The following is a 15,969-nucleotide window of genomic DNA, read 5'->3' on the forward strand; positions in this document are numbered from 1 at the left end:
TACAATGAAAAGGGTGAAAAAAATGAATCCAGTATTCGGAAGTTATGGAATGGGTTATAATCCCTATATGATGGGATATGGATCTCCTGCATATGGAGTTGGTCATGAATGGTTAATGGGGCATCCTGCTTATGGAGCAGGGCATCAAATGATGGGATATCCTTGTTGTGGTGGAATGATGCATCACCATGAACATCCAATTCATCATCATGCTCATCATGCTCACCATTATCATGGGTATCCAATAAATACCCAGGTTCAATCGCAAAACATGTCACTTCACATGATGCCTGGTATGATGGTTAACTAACCTAAAATCAAAGAAAGCTTATTTTGTCTCTACATTCTATATTTATTAACAAAGATGATTTGTTGTGATTAAAATCTTTATAATTAGGTTATGCCCTACTGAGATATTAAACAACTTTTGTACATGGGTTCGGTAAGTTTATACCAAGCCCATGTTTTTTAATTGTATACAGATTTTTTTAGTTAATTATTTTTTAATAACTAGCTTCAATAGTTTTTATCATTTCATAAGCACCATCAGATTTATTCGAACAAACGACAATCGTAAGGTTTCTATTAGGGTAATGAACAGAGCGAAAATTCACACCAGGGTCATAGCCCATTAAAATGTATTTTTCGACATGTTCCGACTTGGTTTGCATATATCCCCCATAACCATAATAAATATCATCTTTTACCTGCACACGTGGAGTTAACAAAGTTTGAGTCATTTCTTTCGTTAACAGTCGAGCATTCATTAGAGCATCCCAAAAAGAGATCATATCTTCAGCTGTTACATAAGCACCCCCATCAGAAGAACTTTTAACTGGCAATGAATAAATATTTGTTCGCCATCCACCATCAGGCTTTTTTATATAACCAAGAGCCACTCGGCCAGGCAAATCATCCATTTCAAAATATCCGGAATCCGTCATACTTGCTTTTTTAAAGATAAATTGCTGAATGTAATCACTAAAAACAAGGCCACTAACTTCTTCTACAATCAGACCCAATAATATATAACCAGAATTATTATAATGAAAGGTACCTAGCTCAGTTGTCATTTTTTCATTTTGAAACAATGGTAAAAAGTCTTGTAACCTTCGTAGATTATACATAGGCATCGATTCCCATAACTCCTCGAAGTCATCCATCACATCTTCATCGAAATAATCTGGTATACCTGATGTATGGGTTAATAGATGATGAATGGTTATTTCTTCATCAAAATAAGGAAATTCAAAACTCAAGCATTCTTTAAGCTTAGTATCAAAATTTATTTTCCCCTTTTCAATTAGTTGACAAATGGCTATGGAGGTAAAAATTTTACAGCCTGAAGCTATCCCGAATCTCGTGTTTATTTGATTTTTAATTTTTTCAGCACGATTTGCATAACCATAACTCCCCGTTAACTTATCCCCATTTGAAATTGCATAAAATGTTCCTGAAAATTGCTCTTTTGCTTGGACTTCCTCTATTTTATTTATTCTATCTTTACTATTCACATTCATAGTCATCCTCCTAAATGTTTAGTTATTGTAATCTAAATATTTCGAATTTTAAATTCAGAGCTATCTCTTTTCACGAATTTCCATATAACCCACTCCTTTTATCAAGGATAACATATTTCTAGAAGCTTCCAACCTGAAAAAATTCATTTCATCAAAGAACTTCTACTTGTTCTATCTATCAATACCAATCTATTTTCGAGTAAGGTTTTCAAGAACATTATGTAAAACTCGTAAATATATTCACCTATTTTGATGAAGAAGTTTTTTTTATTGTAAAGTTTTAAAGCTGCCAAGTTACCACCTGACGATTTCGTGCAGGCGGCAACTGGCAGCTTCTTAGTTTTTCAATACGAGTTTTCCAACTACTTCTACATGTGCTGTTTGTGGAAACATATCTACTGGCTGCAAATATTCAACCTCATACTTCTTTCCCAACATCTGCAAATCCTTCGCAAGGGTTGATGGATTACATGATACATAAATAAACTTTTTCGGCTTTACTTTCAAGATTGTGTCAAGAAACTTTTCATCACACCCAGTTCTCGGGGGATCAACTACTACCACATCTGGTCTCCAGCCTTCTTTTACCCATTTGGGCATGAGATCTTCTGCTTTTCCAGTGAAATAAGATGCATTTTTTCTTTCGTGCTTCCTTGCATTTTTCTTGGCATCTTCAATTCCTTCTGGTATTACATCCATTCCTCGTATTTCACCTGCTTTATCTGCAAGCCAAAGCCCAATAGTTCCTACTCCACAGTAGGCATCAACAATTTTTTCATTTCCTGTTAATGCTGCAGCCTCTTTGACTTCATTGTAAAGGCCGATGGTTTGTGCAGGGTTTAATTGAAAAAATGCTCGTGCAGACAGCTCATAGGTAAATTCCTCTAAACGTTCCTCAACAATTTTATCACCTGCTAAATGGATGGTTTCATCCCCAAGAATAATAGAGGTTCGTTTTGGATTAACATTTTGCATGACTGATACAACTTCAGGTAATCGTTTTTTTATTTCTGATAAAATGGCTTCTTTACGAGGCAGTTCTTTTCTTGCTGTTACTAGCATGACCTGAACTTGACCTGTTTGAACACCGACTCGAGTGACAATAGTTCGTACAATGCCTTTTCGAGTTTTTTCATTATAAATTGGCACGCTAAAATCTGCTAAAATCTGTTTGACGATATTTGTTACTTTATTTGTAACTGGCTGTTGAACGATGCATTCTGGTATATTAATCAATCGATGGGAGTCAATACTATACATACCAGCGATAACTTTCCCATGATCCTCTCCCAATTGGAATTGGCTTTTATTCCGATAATGCCACGGGTTGTCCATTCCAATGGTTGGTCGAATGTCCATTTCTTCTATATTAAATCGAGTATGACGCTCCAATGCTTGAATGAGGATATCTCGTTTTTCTTTCAACTGCTGGGAATATTCTAAATGCTGAAGCTGGCAACCACCACATTGTTCATAAACAATACACGGAGCTTTTACTCGATGTTCTGAACGTTTTCGTACCTTTTTTACGATGGCTTCTGCAAATTTAGGATGGGCTTTTGTTACTTCTACAACTACTTCTTCACCAGGTAAAGCACCTGGGACAAATACTACCTTCTTTTTGAAATAGCCGACACCCTCACCATTTATTCCTAAACGTTTAATTGTTAATGGAAACTGTTGCTTTACTTTTATTAAAAGATCTTTATCATTTTTCAAAAATTATCACTCCGCTATTACATGGCTACGTTTTTTCTGTATTATATCATAAAGTAGGATGGGCAAGAATTCAGAGGGACATTGTGTAAAAAAGAAAAGTCTCGAACATGATGTCCGAAACTTAACATCGGTTAACTTATTTATTTGACTTTTTTCCTCTCTCTTTTACCATATAGTCATCCAGACTTTTAAATTGATAACCCTTTGCTTTTAAATCTTTAATCACTTTTTCTAATGCATCTGCATTATCTTTTGAAACAGTGTGGAGAAGCATTACCGCTCCTGGATGAACTTGAGCCATAATATTATCATAGGAGTATTTCCACCCTTGTTGTTGGTCGACATTCCAATCTCTAAAGGCAAGGGACCAAAGAACATGGGTATATCCTTCTTCATTTGCTAATTGCATGGTTCGCTCACTTAAGATTCCTCTAGGAGGGCGTAAATACAGCATTTCTTTTTGTTTAGTAATTCGAGCTGTTTCATCTTTGACTTTTCGTAGTTCTTCTTTTAATTTTTCATTTGAAACTTGGGTTAAATCCGGATGGCTCCATGAGTGATTACCAACAATATGTCCTTCAGCTACCATTCTCTTTACTAGATCAGGCTTTGATTTTAGGTAATGCCCTGTTACAAAAAAGATAGCAGGTACTTTTTCCTTCTTTAGGACATCTAAAACTTTTGGTGTATAGCCATTTTCATATCCATTATCAAAGGTTAAATAGAGAACCTTATCATTTGGATTTCCTTTATAAAATGCATGATATTTTTTTAAAAGTTCATCATATTTTGCTCCTGCCTCAGCTTGCTGTTCATTTTTTCCTTTATTAAATCCCCAATGAACAGGAAAATTGGAAGCAGCAGATACTGGATTTGAAAGTATTCCTGCTAGGAGAATTACGTTTATCATTATTAACCATTTTTTCATTCTGTCACCTACTTTTTACTCTTATTTTTTTCGTAGGTAACTTAGATATGCTAGATAAAATCTTCCAGTCCTTTGCTATTGTGGATAAATAATTCGTTTTCTTATTACACGTTCTTTTTCCTGTGGATGATTATGGTTTTTGTGGATGAAACTGTTGATATTGTGGACAATATTGAAAATAAATAGAATTTTTACACATATATTTGAGGAAACTAATTTTCTATCTGACTTTTTTTGTGGATAAGTCAATTTATTTGGAATACGACTATGCTCATTATAACTCTATAACTGCACGTCCAATTATTTTTTCAAGCATGAAGGTGCAGTCTTATACAATATGAATACCTTTATTTATCTATAAAATAAGTATCATACGATCCTTTTAATCGGTATCCTAACTTCTGGGCTAATTTAACGGATTCAATATTAGCACCATCCCAGCTTGGATATAATCCTCGCTCCAGACATTCCTTTATCAATGCAGCTGCTGTTATCGTAGCTAAACCTTTTCTTCTATACTCAGGATGAGTAGCAATTTCAATCTCAATTCCTTCATCATAAATGCTGAAAGATGTTGCCCCACAAACTACTTTGCCATTTTTTAATACAGCAAAACCTATACCACGATCTATAAAATCAGCAAGTGAATCAAATTGACTAATAAAATCCTCCGACAACTTATGAAGTGATGAGTATTTTGCTATAGTAGCATCGATTTTAACTAGCTCATATCCCTTTGGTACTGCATTTGATAATTCCTCTATATATCTTATGTCAAGATGTTCTAGATTTTTTATGAATTGATATCTTTGAAACTTCTCAAATCTTCCATTATGTACTTCTTCAATAAGGCTTTTCCATTCATCCGTTTCTACAATAGCAAGTGTAAAATCAGGCAAGTTGTATAGAAGTTCTTCTGCTCCCTTTGAAGAAGGATTCCCTGCATAAAAAACAAATATTCCTACCGTCACTTGTGCAGCAGTTGGATTTTCTAAATCATCTACCCATACTGTACCCATATGACCTTGAAGAGCAGAAAGTATGATCGTACTATCCATGCTAGCAAACAATGAACTTAGATTTTTTCTTTGCTCTCCCTTAACCTCATAAATCATAGCATTCCTTCTTTCGAGTAAACATTGTAATTAAATCTCAGATTTTTCTACCAAACAAACTACTTTTACTTATTTCCAATTTCATGATTTCTTCATCCCCAACTGACTGTCCTAAAGGAAAGAAACCTAAATCCTTATACAATCGGCGGGCAATTTCATTCTCTTTGTGAACAGTCAAGCGAATTTCCTGACATTGGGGAAAACGTTGAAGAATCCAGCGAATCATCTCAATCATTGATTGCTTTCCATATCCCTTATTTTGATGGATATGATCAATAAAAAATCCATTAATCCAATACATATTACTCGTCGATTCTTCATAAGCATGCATGATAAATCCTACCATTGTCTCGTTGTCATAGATCGCAAATGGTAGATATTCTACATTTTTTCCATCAGGTTTAATGAATACTTTTGCCAAAGAGACGGCAACTGATGGAACAAATACTTGTTGATGATCCGAAACCTTTAAAGCTAAAGCCTCTTCCCAGTTATCTCTAGTTACTGCTTTGAGCTGTACTGACATTCTGATTTCTCCTTAAATCTCCAAATTACAATGCTAAAAGGTTATTTCGCTACATTTATTTTGAGAAATTAATTCGAATATGAATTCCTTTTTTCAATTAATTTTCTTTTTACATTTGACCATTCTTGATTGGTGATGGAATACAAAACGGCGTTCCGAATATAACCGTTAGCGAGAATCCTTTCATTTCTTAAGACTCCTTCCTTAACAGCACCTAATCGTTCAATCGCTTTCTGAGAACGGAGGTTTCGTTCATCTGTTTTTAATTGCACTCGAATCATCTGCAATTCTTCAAAACAATAGGATAGAAGAAGTAGTTTGCAATCTGTGTTGACAAATGTTCTTTGGAAATCGGCTCCATACCAGGTTGATCCAATCTCACATGATTTTTGGGCAAAATTAATTAAGCTCATTTTTGTCGTTCCAGCTACTTGATTGCTATCTTTCAGAATAACGACAAAGGGTAACGAGATATTTTGTTCCCGTTCTTTAATCGCATTCATGACCCATTCCTGCATTTCTTTCTCCGTTTCAACTACGGTTAACATATATGCCCAATGGTTTGAGCTGTTTATTGCAAATAGAGGTTTGGCATGATCGAACTCCATAGGGATTAATTTAATGTTCTCATTTTCTAATCTCGGTGGAGTTTGGAAAAATAAATCTGTCAAATAACATCTCTCCTTGAATCATTTTGATGTTAGGATAATGGATAATCTTTTGAACCCATATATCGATCTTTTAAGATGTTACGATGATGCTTTTCATGTCCAGCAATTATGTATGCAATTGCACGAACTGTTACCTCCGAATGATTGGCATTCCCTTTCCGGACCCATGCCACTTCCTTTAAACCTTTAAGTAAGTTAGTCGTCGATTGGCGAATTACATATAAATTTTCTAGAAGCTCTTGCAGAGATTGCTCGTTAAATGCGGCATTTTGTACATATAAATTTTCTTCAAATCCTGGAAGTGAAATCGTTTCTCCTCGAGCAATACAAAGAAGCCGATATGCCATAATTCGCTCAGTATCCGCCATATGGCCTAACACTTCCTTGATGGTCCATTTTCCACACTCATAGCTAAACTGGCTTTGATCCTCTGAAAGCCCATTTAACATATGGATGGTTTCACGTATTTGTTCACTAAGTATCTGAACAATATTGCCCTCTGGTACTAATTCAATATATCCTGTATAAAAAGGATCGTATTCACCGGGATTAGGACGATTTTGCATGCGATCACTCCTTTATTATTTATTTTAACACAAGATTCTGAATACGATGATGGTTATTTATTTTTTATTAACCTTCTCATGGTTTAGCAACCATTCTTTTCTCCACAGTCCACCAGCATATCCAGTTAACGTTCCATTTGCTCCAATAATTCGATGACAAGGAATCACGATGCTTAATTTATTTTTACCATTTGCAGTTCCTACAGCTCTTACGGCCTTTTCATTCCCTATCGAGACTGCAATATCCCTATACGAACAGGTTTCAGCATAGTTAATTTTGGTCAACGCATTCCAGACGCTTTTCTGAAAATCTGTCCCGTCATATGCTAATGGAAAAGTAAAGCTTTGTCGTTCTCCTTTAAAATATTCATCTAGCTCCTCATAGCAATCTATTAGAACCTTAGGAGTTTTTGCTGAAATAGAGCGAAACGATACATCTTGGTCTATAAACAGAATCGAATGGATTGCTTTATTGTCCCCTGCAATTTCCACGATTCCAATTGGGGATTCATAATAGATTTTTTCTACTTTATTCATACAAAGACCTCCATAAATAAAATGTAGCATAGGCTTGCCACCCGCTCCAGTTTGTTGCGATTTCTTTTATTTCTTCGATGGTTGGCTTTCGTTCCAATTCAAGCTGAATTTTTAATGCATTATGCAGTCCCACATCAGCAATTGGAAATGCACTTGGGTCATTAAGACATTTCATCATCACATAATTGGCTGTCCAAGCTCCAACCCCTCTAATAGCCATTAATGTTTCATGTACCGCATGATTATCCTGTAAATTTTTTAAACTTGTCTTCGTTAAAACTCCTTCTGTAATTAACTTTGCAATATCAAGAATATATTCTGACTTCCGCGTTGTAAATTGGAGTTTTTTTAAATCCTCAACTTCTAATAAAGCAATTCTTTGAGCAGAAGGATGAAGCCAGTAGGTTTCCCCATTCCATACTAGTTTTTCTCCAAATTGTGTAACAAGCCGACTTTTTAATGTATAGGCAAAAGTAAGATTAATTTGCTGGCCGATAATTGCCCAAGTTAATGCTTCAAATAAATCTGGTATACCGATCATCCGCAGTCCAGCATATTTTTTCACGAGTGGGGATAAAATGTGATCTTCATTTGCCATACTATAAAAACTTGTTAAATCTTTTTCTAGATCAAACCATTCATAGATATAAGCAACAATTTGTTCACGTTCATTAGAACCTGGCTCCCCTGATAAAAATTCAACTTTGAGTGTAGAATTGCGATTACTGATCCTGATTAAAATCATTTTTTGATCTATTTTTAACAGCTTGTAAAGTTCATTTTCCACAATACGATGCAGTAGCTCATACTCGGATCTCCCAAGAAAAACGAGCAATTCATAAAAATTGAATTCCTCAGGAAGTGAAATTTCAAGAAATGTCTCATGATCCACCCATTCCATTCTCATCACTCCCTTCCTTATTTCTAAATTCACTTGGAGAACAATTTTTCACTCGCCGAAATGCTCGATAAAAATTAGAAGGACTATGGAATCCCACACCATAACAAATGTCTAGATTTGAAAGTTGAGTGTTTTTAAGAAGATGGGCTGCTTTATCAATCCTAATTCTTTCTAAATAAGCTCTTGGAGTCTCATTGGTTTCTTGTTTAAAAAGTCTTTCTAGATAAAACGGACTTATCCCAACATTCTCTGCAATATCGTTTAAAACAAGCCTTTGTTTATAATGATTGATTAGAAAGCTTATTACCGCTTTAACGATTGCAGTATTCGGGGATTGCTCAACCTCTGGCTGGCATCTTTTACACGCTCGATAGCCTGCCTTTTCAACCATTTCAATATCATGATAAAACTCAACATTTATTTTTTTGGGTTTTCTTGATCTACATGAAGGACGACAGTAGATCTTTGTCGTTTTAACAGCTGTATAAAATAACCCATCATAGGTTTGATCACAAGCCATTATTTTTTCCCACATTTCATCAAAAGAAAGATTGAGATCAGCCATAGAGTGCTATTTCCTCCTTTTATCATACTTCATTTAATTGTGTCGTATTTATTATTATAAAAGCAATAATTTTAACCATTTAGTTTATTGTTGTACCATTTTATCAAAGTCAGTTTACTTATTTCGTCCTTATTCTTGCTCTTATGGTCGAAAGATGAATCTTAATGATAGAAAGCATGTCCAATTTTTATAAGTGTCTCTACCTCTGTATTTGATTAAAAAACTCCATACTCCGAAAAAATAGTCTGTACGCACGAGTATGGAGAGATACTTCGCAATCAAAATTTTGAATTAGGCTCTTTTCACAAACATTGTTGCTATTTAAGTAAAGTTTGACTATTAACTATTAGCTGAAGACCACTTCTTCAAGTACTAGTCTTTTGAAATGGGATATCTACGCAAAAATTGAAAGGAATGGGCAACCTTTCTTGCAAAGTTTAATGGGGGCTCGACAGATTGAATATGAAGATATAAGAGATTGGGTTTCATGAAGATCCAGTGATTATGTAGAGCACTAATTGTAATTCCTTGTTGGACTATGGAATGGGTAAAAGCGGGTATCTCCTCTTCTAATATAGCGATTTCTCCTAAATTAAGAGCATTTCCATATTGATCAAGTGATTCAAAGGTAAAGCCTGCGGGAACAACAGATTTACTTGATTTCCCTTGGACAGTAACATGAAATTGACGATGTAATTCAACAGTACACCCTTCTTCACTCGCTTTACCCTTTCCGCGAAGAATTGTTCCAAACTGATGACAAATTGTATCTATTTGGTTCATTCCAACTCCTCCTTATTAAATACTATCTATAGCAAACGTATGAAGGATAATAACGTTATATGAAAAAAGGTTGTGTGTTAAAAGGATACCCTTTCACACACAACCTTTATTTACCTATTATTTAAACACAGGCTCTTTAAATTGCGCTAATTTTTCTAATGAAGACTTATCAACATCTGCATGTAGACTATTTCCATGTGAATCCATTGTTACAACGGCAGTGAAGCCTTCAACATTTAAATGCCACATTGCTTCCGGAATACCGAACTCAGTAAGATCCACACCATCAACTTTTTTAATACAGTCAGCATAGTATTGTGCTGCCCCACCAATTGCATTTAAGTACACACCGCCATGTTCTTGAAGAGCTGCAAGAGTTTTTGGTCCCATTCCGCCTTTTCCGATTACTGCACGAATTCCGAATTTCTTCATAATGTCACCTTGATAAGGCTCCTCACGGATTGAAGTTGTTGGACCAGCCGCTTTAACTGTCCAATTACCTTCCTCATCTTTAGCCATTACTGGCCCACAATGGTAAATCACTTGACCATTTAAATCTACAGGTGCATCATTGTCCATTAGGTATTTATGAATGGCATCGCGACCTGTATACATTCTTCCATCAATTCGAACAACATCTCCCACTTTTAGTTCGCGGATTTGTTCTTCTGTGATAGGTGCCTTTAATGTGATAATATTGGTTTCCTCTTTTGTTGCTGCTACTTCATTTTCTGCTTCATTTGCAAATTCAATTTTTTCACCGTCTTGATATAGCCATTCCTTGATATCACCTGTTTCAGGATTTACTTTCACTCCTAAACGACGGAATGCCCAGCAATTATATGCTACAGATACAAAGAAACTAGCAGGGATTCGATTCATAACACCAATTTTACAACCTAAAAGCGTTGTTTCCCCACCAAATCCCATGGTACCGATTCCAAGCTTATTTGCATTTTCCATTATATAATCTTCAAGTTTGCGTAAATCCTCATGAGGATTTACATCTTCTACAGAACGGAATAGTTGTTCCTTTGCTAAATCATAACCAGATGAACGGTCGCCACCGATACCAACACCGATAAATCCAGCACTACAGCCTTGACCTTGTGCTTGGTATACGGAGTGTAGAATACATTTACGAATTCCGTCGAGATCACGTCCAGCACGACCAAGGCCTTCTAATTCACATGGTAGACTGTATTGGATATTTTTGTTCTCACATCCGCCACCTTTTAGTATTAAACGTACATCAATGTAATCGTTTTCCCATTGATCAAATTTAATAACTGGTGTTCCTCCGCCAAGGTTATCACCACTGTTTTTGCCAGTCAATGAGTCTACTGAATTTGGACGAAGTTTCGCATCTTTAGTTGCCAGTGCAATTGCATTATAGATTGCTTCTTTGATTTTAATTTGGTTAACCCCAACAGGAGTTTTAATTTTAAAGGTAGGAAGTCCGGTATCTTGACAAATCGGTGAAATATTCTCATCTGCCATTTGAATATTATTTGTAATCGTACCTAAGCTCATTGCTGCGCGTGTACCAGCACTTTCACTTTGTTTGGCCTTTTTAACAGCTCTGCGAACATCTTTTGGTAGATTCGTAGATGTTTCGACAATTAATTGATACATGCTCTCTTGAAACTTTTCCAAATTCATTTTTCCCTCTCCTTTATCCCTTCATATCCGAATATTATATATGTATAATTTCAACTCCCATTATACTCCTAATAATAATTGTTTTAAAGTGAGATTGACATGAAAAATAGCCAAACAACATTTTCATGATATGCTCCCCTTAAAGTGGACAGATGAAAAAACAAAAATCTGTCGTTACTCTAGGGGGATTTTTTATGTCAAAAAGAAGTAAATATTCTACCGAGGAGAAATATCAAATTTTAATGAAATACATAGAGGGGGAAATGAGCCCCAGCAGTTTGATAAAAGAATATAAAATATCTAAATCCACACTCCATAGCTGGAAAGATAAATATGAATTATATGGTATTGATGGTTTAAAGGAATCACGCAGATGGAAACAATACTCGGATGAAATAAGATTAAGGGCAATTCAAGACTATATATCTGGTGATTATTCCATGTTGGAAATATGTAGAAGGCATAAAGTGAGCCGTGGCGCCCTCAGGGGTTGGATAAAGAACTATAATAATCATAAGGAAACGAGACAAACAAGTCAGGGGGAATCCCTTATGATTCATTCTAGAAAATTGTCTTTCCAGGAGAAAGTGGAGGCAGTTCATTTTTGTATAAAGAATGGCCATGACTATTCAGCTGTCATGAAGAAATTCCAAATTAGCTACCAGCAAATATACAGTTGGACAAAAAAATATGAAGCAGATGGACCAGAGTCCCTACGGGATCACCGTGGAAGAAAGAAACCTCAAGAAGAAATGTCAGAACAAGAGAAATTAAGGATAAAGATTAAGGAATTAGAAGCAAAAAATTATCGATTGGAAGCTGAAAATGCTTTTTTAAAAAAGTTGGAGGAAATCGAAAGAAGGCGGTACTAAGCAAGGTTCGGAATGAAGTCGCTTATTGTGCAATACGGGAATTAAATGAAAGAATGAATTACCCTATTCAGCTCCTTTGTACAATAAGTCATACCAATCGGTCTTCATACTATAAATGGGTCAATCGAAAGGAAACGGATCAGGAACGCGAAAATCGCGGATTACTTAAAGAAATTAAAGCGATTTATCAAAAGGTGGATGGAATATACGGTTATCGACGTATTACCATGAATCTCAATCGGAAAATGAATAAGCATTATAACACAAAACGAATTCATCGTTTAATGCGATTAGTTGGCCTACAATCAAAGATACGACGGAAAAAGAAATGGGATCATCGCCCATCTGATAATAACGTGGAAGAGAATATCTTGAACCGAGAATTTACGGCAGTACACCCAAATGTAAAATGGGTAACTGATATAACAGAATTAAAATATGGGAATGGTCAAAAGGCCTATCTAAGCGCTATTTTAGACCTGTATGACAATTCTATCGTATCCTTTGTATTGGGACATCGAAATGATAATAATTTAGTCTTTAAAACCATCAAAGGTGCCTTAACGAAGAATCCTTTACATGATGAGCAACGTTTAATTCATAGTGACCGTGGCTTTCAATATACATCAAATGGATTTAAAAGGATAATCGAAAAAAACCATCTTATCCACAGTATGTCTAGAGTAGGAAAATGTATTGATAATGGATGCATGGAATCATTCTGGGGGACTTTGAAAGTAGAAAGATATTATCTTCATCATTATCAATCCTTTGAGGAGCTTCAAAAGGATATCAAAGATTATATAAAGTTTTATAATCAAGACCGTTTACAAGCCAAATTTAATGGCCTTAGCCCGATAGAATATCGAACTAAGGCCATTGCCTAATTTTATTTTTTTATACTGTCTACTTGACAGGGTGCAGTTCATTTTAATGAAGTTTGGCTATTTCTGTTTAATTGGCTAGTTTCGCATCGTATATTACTTTTGTAAAAACCTAACTGCAGGCTTCCACATCCGTTCTTTCCCAATAAAAAGAAGGGTGTTGCGATCTTCAACCTATATTTAATTAGAACTTTATCTAAGTAGTATTTGAGGTGAAAGCATTATTATTTCTTAAATTGTTCGCATTTCAATTCAAGATCATCAATCATTTCGATTAGACGATCGATATCTTCTAAATCGGCATCTTCAGGATCAATGGATTCTAATACTTCTAAAAACATATTTAGTCTTTTCTTTAAATATAATACTTGTGAGTCTTTGTCATGTACTGCGTTTCCCAAGGCTGTCTCTCCTTTCATCGTTTTATTATCATATCAAACATCCAATATTATGAAAAGGGGCTGAAGCATTGACATTTAGTCATTCGTTTTTGATAATGACTAAGGTATCTTTATTTTTTATAAGAGGAGTCTTTTATTATGCAAAATGTTTCACAACTTCCATTGATCACGCCAACCAATGACCCATGGGAAGCTTATTTAGATGTGAAAGATCACGGGAGTCTTGTTCTATCTAATATTGAATTTACGACCACTACCCTTTGTAATATGCGCTGTGAGCATTGCGCGGTAGGCTACACATTGCAACCAAAGGATCCTAATGCCTTACCCCTTGATCTATTACTTCAACGTTTGGAAGAGATTCCACATTTACGTGCATTAAGTATCACAGGTGGAGAACCAATGCTATCGAAAAAATCCGTTGAAAATTATGTCCTTCCATTACTTAAGTATGCACATAATAACGGGATACGTACACAAATTAATTCCAATTTAACACTTGATCCAGATCGCTACCTATTAATCGCCCCTTATTTAGATGTTCTTCACATCTCACATAACTGGGGTACTGTCGATGATTTTATTGACGGTGGTTTTGCCAATATGCCACGTAAACCTACACGTGAACAACGAAAAAAATTATTTGATCGCATGATTGAAAATAGCCGTCTGCTGTCTGAGCAGGGCGTGACCGTTTCAGCCGAAACGATGTTGAATAAACGGACACTTCCACATTTAGAACATATTCATAAGCAAATTGTTGAAGATATGAAATGCGCCCGTCATGAAGTTCATCCTATGTATCCTAGTGATTTTGCTGCAAATTTAGAGGTGTTATCTTTAGCGGAAACACGTGAAGCGATTCATCATTTATTAGACATTCGGGACGAAAATACATGGATGCTTTTTGGAACGCTTCCGTTTTATCCTTGTAGCCCAAAAGAAGAGGATTTAACATTATTAAAAAGACTGTATAGCAGCAAAAATGTAACGGTTCGTAATGATCCTGATGGTCGTTCTCGTTTAAATGTTAATATTTTCACTGGTGATGTTATCGTTACTGATTTCGGTGATACACCTTCGCTAGGTAATATTCAATACGATACGCTTCCAGCTCTTTATGATAAATGGATGGAGTCCCCTCTTGCTCAATCACTTAATTGTCATTGTCCAGCAGTTCAATGTGTGGGACCGAATGTGTTAGTGAAGGATGCATATTATAAAGACATTGATTTTCAATCAAGATCAGCGAATATTAGTAAATAAAATGCATCGATTCTAGTTACTAAAAATGAGGCAGAAGAATCTCTGCCTCATTTTTAGTATCCTATTAATCTTCATAATCAATTTCGATTATTTTTCCTATACTCGCATTAATATCTATATCAACTTCTCCTTGGTTTGATTGAAGTTCATTTCATATTTAATGATTCCACCATCTTCATCTTTTTCAACCTTTGTTACGGTTCCGTCAATCTCTTTCTTTGCAATTGATATGGCCTGTTCTGCAGTAATAGCCGTCTTTGTTACACTGATTTGTTGATCCTTATGTTGACCCTGGTTTATATATTTTTTATTGCTCACATCTTTATGAACACCGCGTATGTTTCCCGTAACGGCGTCAACATAGACATCAAAATCGATATGGTTCTTTTTGATTTCAACCTCATAGTAGGCATGATTGAATTTATGATCGAGTTCAATACTCTTAACCGTTCCATTTATTTTTTTAAGAGCTATTTCCTTCGCTTTATCCATTGAAATATATTCTTGATTCGCAGAAGATTCGCTACTATTGATAGTCCCTTTACTCATCGCACTAACTGATAATGCACCGCCCAAAGCAATCCCTGCTGAAAGTACGCCAATCCAAATTTTCTTTTTCATCTTTATTTCCTCCTTGTTCTAATGCTATGTACTAATTGTATCCATTGAAAATTAGAGGATAGATATACAAACATTAGAAATCACTGAGAAGAATTTCATCAACCAATTACCTACGCCTTTACTTCTCTATACAAATTTAAGAAGATGATTTATCAATGAGCGAAGAATTGTCCATGACCTTCCCCCTCAAGCAACCTGTACTTAACATGAACATTAGCTAATGAGACGGCAATGTTTAAGTAGCACGAGCCATACATAACATAAAAAAGGCTGATCATCAGCCTTTTTATGTTATTATCTTTATTTATTTAAGGCTGTTTTCGTACAGATTGTTGCTTTTATAAAAGACTAACTACTGGCTTTTACTCCCAATAAAGGATACTAACGGTTCTAATGTAGATTGCAGCTCTTTTTCTCAGTAAAATGAAACGT

General features: G+C 35.4%; 18 protein-coding genes. 4 read left to right on the plus strand and 14 right to left on the minus strand.

Going from position 1 to position 15,969, the window contains the following annotated elements; genetic code table 11:
- Nucleotides 1-22: 22 nt before the first annotated feature.
- A complete protein-coding gene (locus tag MHI39_RS22160; RefSeq protein WP_058006369.1) occupies nt 23-310 on the plus strand; it encodes a hypothetical protein in 288 nt (95 codons plus the stop codon).
- Nucleotides 311-503: 193 nt separating this feature from the next.
- On the opposite strand, the gene MHI39_RS22165 is transcribed toward MHI39_RS22160, so the two are convergent.
- The 12 genes from MHI39_RS22165 to MHI39_RS22220 all read right to left on the minus strand — a co-directional run bounded on the left by MHI39_RS22165 (nt 504) and on the right by MHI39_RS22220 (nt 11,493).
- Nucleotides 504-1,526, minus strand: coding sequence for a serine hydrolase (locus MHI39_RS22165; protein WP_342540256.1), 1,023 nt, complete (start codon nt 1,524-1,526; stop codon nt 504-506).
- Between the two features lie 330 nt (nt 1,527-1,856).
- Nucleotides 1,857-3,239 carry a 23S rRNA (uracil(1939)-C(5))-methyltransferase RlmD gene (gene rlmD / locus MHI39_RS22170; RefSeq protein ID WP_058006367.1) on the minus strand — a complete coding sequence of 461 codons (1,383 nt, stop codon included), beginning with the start codon at nt 3,237-3,239 and terminating at the stop codon, nt 1,857-1,859.
- Nucleotides 3,240-3,375: 136 nt separating this feature from the next.
- A complete protein-coding gene (pdaA, locus tag MHI39_RS22175) occupies nt 3,376-4,149 on the minus strand; it encodes a delta-lactam-biosynthetic de-N-acetylase (RefSeq protein ID WP_259549428.1) in 774 nt (257 codons plus the stop codon).
- A 365-nt stretch (nt 4,150-4,514) separates the two neighbouring features.
- Nucleotides 4,515-5,282 carry a GNAT family N-acetyltransferase gene (locus tag MHI39_RS22180; RefSeq protein WP_259547830.1) on the minus strand — a complete coding sequence of 256 codons (768 nt, stop codon included), beginning with the start codon at nt 5,280-5,282 and terminating at the stop codon, nt 4,515-4,517.
- A 37-nt stretch (nt 5,283-5,319) separates the two neighbouring features.
- Entirely contained in the window at nt 5,320-5,808 is a 489-nt protein-coding gene (locus MHI39_RS22185) for a GNAT family N-acetyltransferase (RefSeq protein ID WP_058006365.1), read from the minus strand.
- Nucleotides 5,809-5,876: 68 nt separating this feature from the next.
- Nucleotides 5,877-6,479 carry a GNAT family protein gene (locus tag MHI39_RS22190; protein WP_058006364.1) on the minus strand — a complete coding sequence of 201 codons (603 nt, stop codon included), beginning with the start codon at nt 6,477-6,479 and terminating at the stop codon, nt 5,877-5,879.
- 29 nt (nt 6,480-6,508) lie between these two features.
- Nucleotides 6,509-7,045: a DinB family protein gene (locus MHI39_RS22195; protein WP_058006363.1), complete on the minus strand. Its 537-nt coding sequence runs from the start codon at nt 7,043-7,045 to the stop codon at nt 6,509-6,511.
- A gap of 57 nt (nt 7,046-7,102) precedes the next feature.
- Nucleotides 7,103-7,582, minus strand: a complete 480-nt coding sequence (locus MHI39_RS22200) for a methylated-DNA--[protein]-cysteine S-methyltransferase (protein WP_180211484.1) — start codon at nt 7,580-7,582, stop codon at nt 7,103-7,105.
- A complete protein-coding gene (locus tag MHI39_RS22205) occupies nt 7,575-8,483 on the minus strand; it encodes a DNA-3-methyladenine glycosylase (protein WP_342540257.1) in 909 nt (302 codons plus the stop codon). The genes MHI39_RS22200 and MHI39_RS22205 overlap by 8 nt, the downstream gene beginning before the upstream one ends.
- Nucleotides 8,464-9,048, minus strand: a complete 585-nt coding sequence (locus MHI39_RS22210) for an Ada metal-binding domain-containing protein (protein WP_058006360.1) — start codon at nt 9,046-9,048, stop codon at nt 8,464-8,466. Before MHI39_RS22210 ends, MHI39_RS22205 begins: the two co-directional genes overlap by 20 nt.
- 372 nt (nt 9,049-9,420) lie before the next feature.
- Nucleotides 9,421-9,831, minus strand: a complete 411-nt coding sequence (locus MHI39_RS22215) for a DUF1259 domain-containing protein (protein ID WP_342540258.1) — start codon at nt 9,829-9,831, stop codon at nt 9,421-9,423.
- A gap of 117 nt (nt 9,832-9,948) precedes the next feature.
- The gene (locus MHI39_RS22220; protein ID WP_342540259.1) at nt 9,949-11,493 is read right to left on the minus strand and encodes a fumarate hydratase; all 1,545 of its coding nucleotides are present in this window, start codon (nt 11,491-11,493) and stop codon (nt 9,949-9,951) included.
- A gap of 194 nt (nt 11,494-11,687) precedes the next feature.
- Here MHI39_RS22220 and MHI39_RS22225 point away from each other — a divergent pair, with 194 nt between their 5' ends.
- Both MHI39_RS22225 and MHI39_RS22230 read left to right on the plus strand, forming a co-directional pair.
- Nucleotides 11,688-12,365, plus strand: coding sequence for a helix-turn-helix domain-containing protein (locus MHI39_RS22225; protein ID WP_058006963.1), 678 nt, complete (start codon nt 11,688-11,690; stop codon nt 12,363-12,365).
- A gap of 32 nt (nt 12,366-12,397) precedes the next feature.
- A complete protein-coding gene (locus MHI39_RS22230; protein ID WP_139254916.1) occupies nt 12,398-13,252 on the plus strand; it encodes an IS3 family transposase in 855 nt (284 codons plus the stop codon).
- A gap of 221 nt (nt 13,253-13,473) precedes the next feature.
- On the opposite strand, the gene MHI39_RS22235 is transcribed toward MHI39_RS22230, so the two are convergent.
- Complete coding sequence (locus MHI39_RS22235) at nt 13,474-13,650, minus strand: SE1561 family protein (RefSeq protein WP_169793010.1); 177 nt, start codon at nt 13,648-13,650, stop codon at nt 13,474-13,476.
- Between the two features lie 138 nt (nt 13,651-13,788).
- Here MHI39_RS22235 and yfkAB point away from each other — a divergent pair, with 138 nt between their 5' ends.
- Nucleotides 13,789-14,916 (plus strand): radical SAM/CxCxxxxC motif protein YfkAB, encoded by a 1,128-nt coding sequence (gene yfkAB, locus MHI39_RS22240; RefSeq protein WP_342540260.1) that lies wholly within the window; start codon nt 13,789-13,791, stop codon nt 14,914-14,916.
- A gap of 114 nt (nt 14,917-15,030) precedes the next feature.
- Here the strand turns inward: yfkAB and MHI39_RS22245 are convergent, their stop codons facing one another.
- Complete coding sequence (locus MHI39_RS22245) at nt 15,031-15,537, minus strand: PepSY domain-containing protein (RefSeq protein WP_342540261.1); 507 nt, start codon at nt 15,535-15,537, stop codon at nt 15,031-15,033.
- Nucleotides 15,538-15,969: the final 432 nt, after the last annotated feature.

Source organism: Heyndrickxia sp. FSL K6-6286 (assembly GCF_038630395.1).
Lineage (GTDB): Bacteria > Bacillota > Bacilli > Bacillales > Bacillaceae_C > Heyndrickxia > Heyndrickxia oleronia.

Bases quoted from the DNA above. Each gene is read 5' to 3' on its own strand.
- MHI39_RS22160 (WP_058006369.1), top strand. From the start codon at position 23: ATGAATCCAGTATTCGGAAGTTATGGAATGGGTTATAATCCCTATATG.
- MHI39_RS22165 (WP_342540256.1), bottom strand. From the start codon at position 1,526: ATGACTATGAATGTGAATAGTAAAGATAGAATAAATAAAATAGAGGAA.
- pdaA (WP_259549428.1), bottom strand. From the start codon at position 4,149: ATGATAAACGTAATTCTCCTAGCAGGAATACTTTCAAATCCAGTATCT.
- MHI39_RS22180 (WP_259547830.1), bottom strand. From the start codon at position 5,282: ATGATTTATGAGGTTAAGGGAGAGCAAAGAAAAAATCTAAGTTCATTG.
- MHI39_RS22185 (WP_058006365.1), bottom strand. From the start codon at position 5,808: ATGTCAGTACAGCTCAAAGCAGTAACTAGAGATAACTGGGAAGAGGCT.
- MHI39_RS22195 (WP_058006363.1), bottom strand. From the start codon at position 7,045: ATGCAAAATCGTCCTAATCCCGGTGAATACGATCCTTTTTATACAGGA.
- MHI39_RS22200 (WP_180211484.1), bottom strand. From the start codon at position 7,582: ATGAATAAAGTAGAAAAAATCTATTATGAATCCCCAATTGGAATCGTG.
- MHI39_RS22205 (WP_342540257.1), bottom strand. From the start codon at position 8,483: ATGGAATGGGTGGATCATGAGACATTTCTTGAAATTTCACTTCCTGAG.
- MHI39_RS22210 (WP_058006360.1), bottom strand. From the start codon at position 9,048: ATGGCTGATCTCAATCTTTCTTTTGATGAAATGTGGGAAAAAATAATG.
- MHI39_RS22215 (WP_342540258.1), bottom strand. From the start codon at position 9,831: ATGAACCAAATAGATACAATTTGTCATCAGTTTGGAACAATTCTTCGC.
- MHI39_RS22220 (WP_342540259.1), bottom strand. From the start codon at position 11,493: ATGAATTTGGAAAAGTTTCAAGAGAGCATGTATCAATTAATTGTCGAA.
- MHI39_RS22225 (WP_058006963.1), top strand. From the start codon at position 11,688: ATGTCAAAAAGAAGTAAATATTCTACCGAGGAGAAATATCAAATTTTA.
- yfkAB (WP_342540260.1), top strand. From the start codon at position 13,789: ATGCAAAATGTTTCACAACTTCCATTGATCACGCCAACCAATGACCCA.
- MHI39_RS22245 (WP_342540261.1), bottom strand. From the start codon at position 15,537: ATGAAAAAGAAAATTTGGATTGGCGTACTTTCAGCAGGGATTGCTTTG.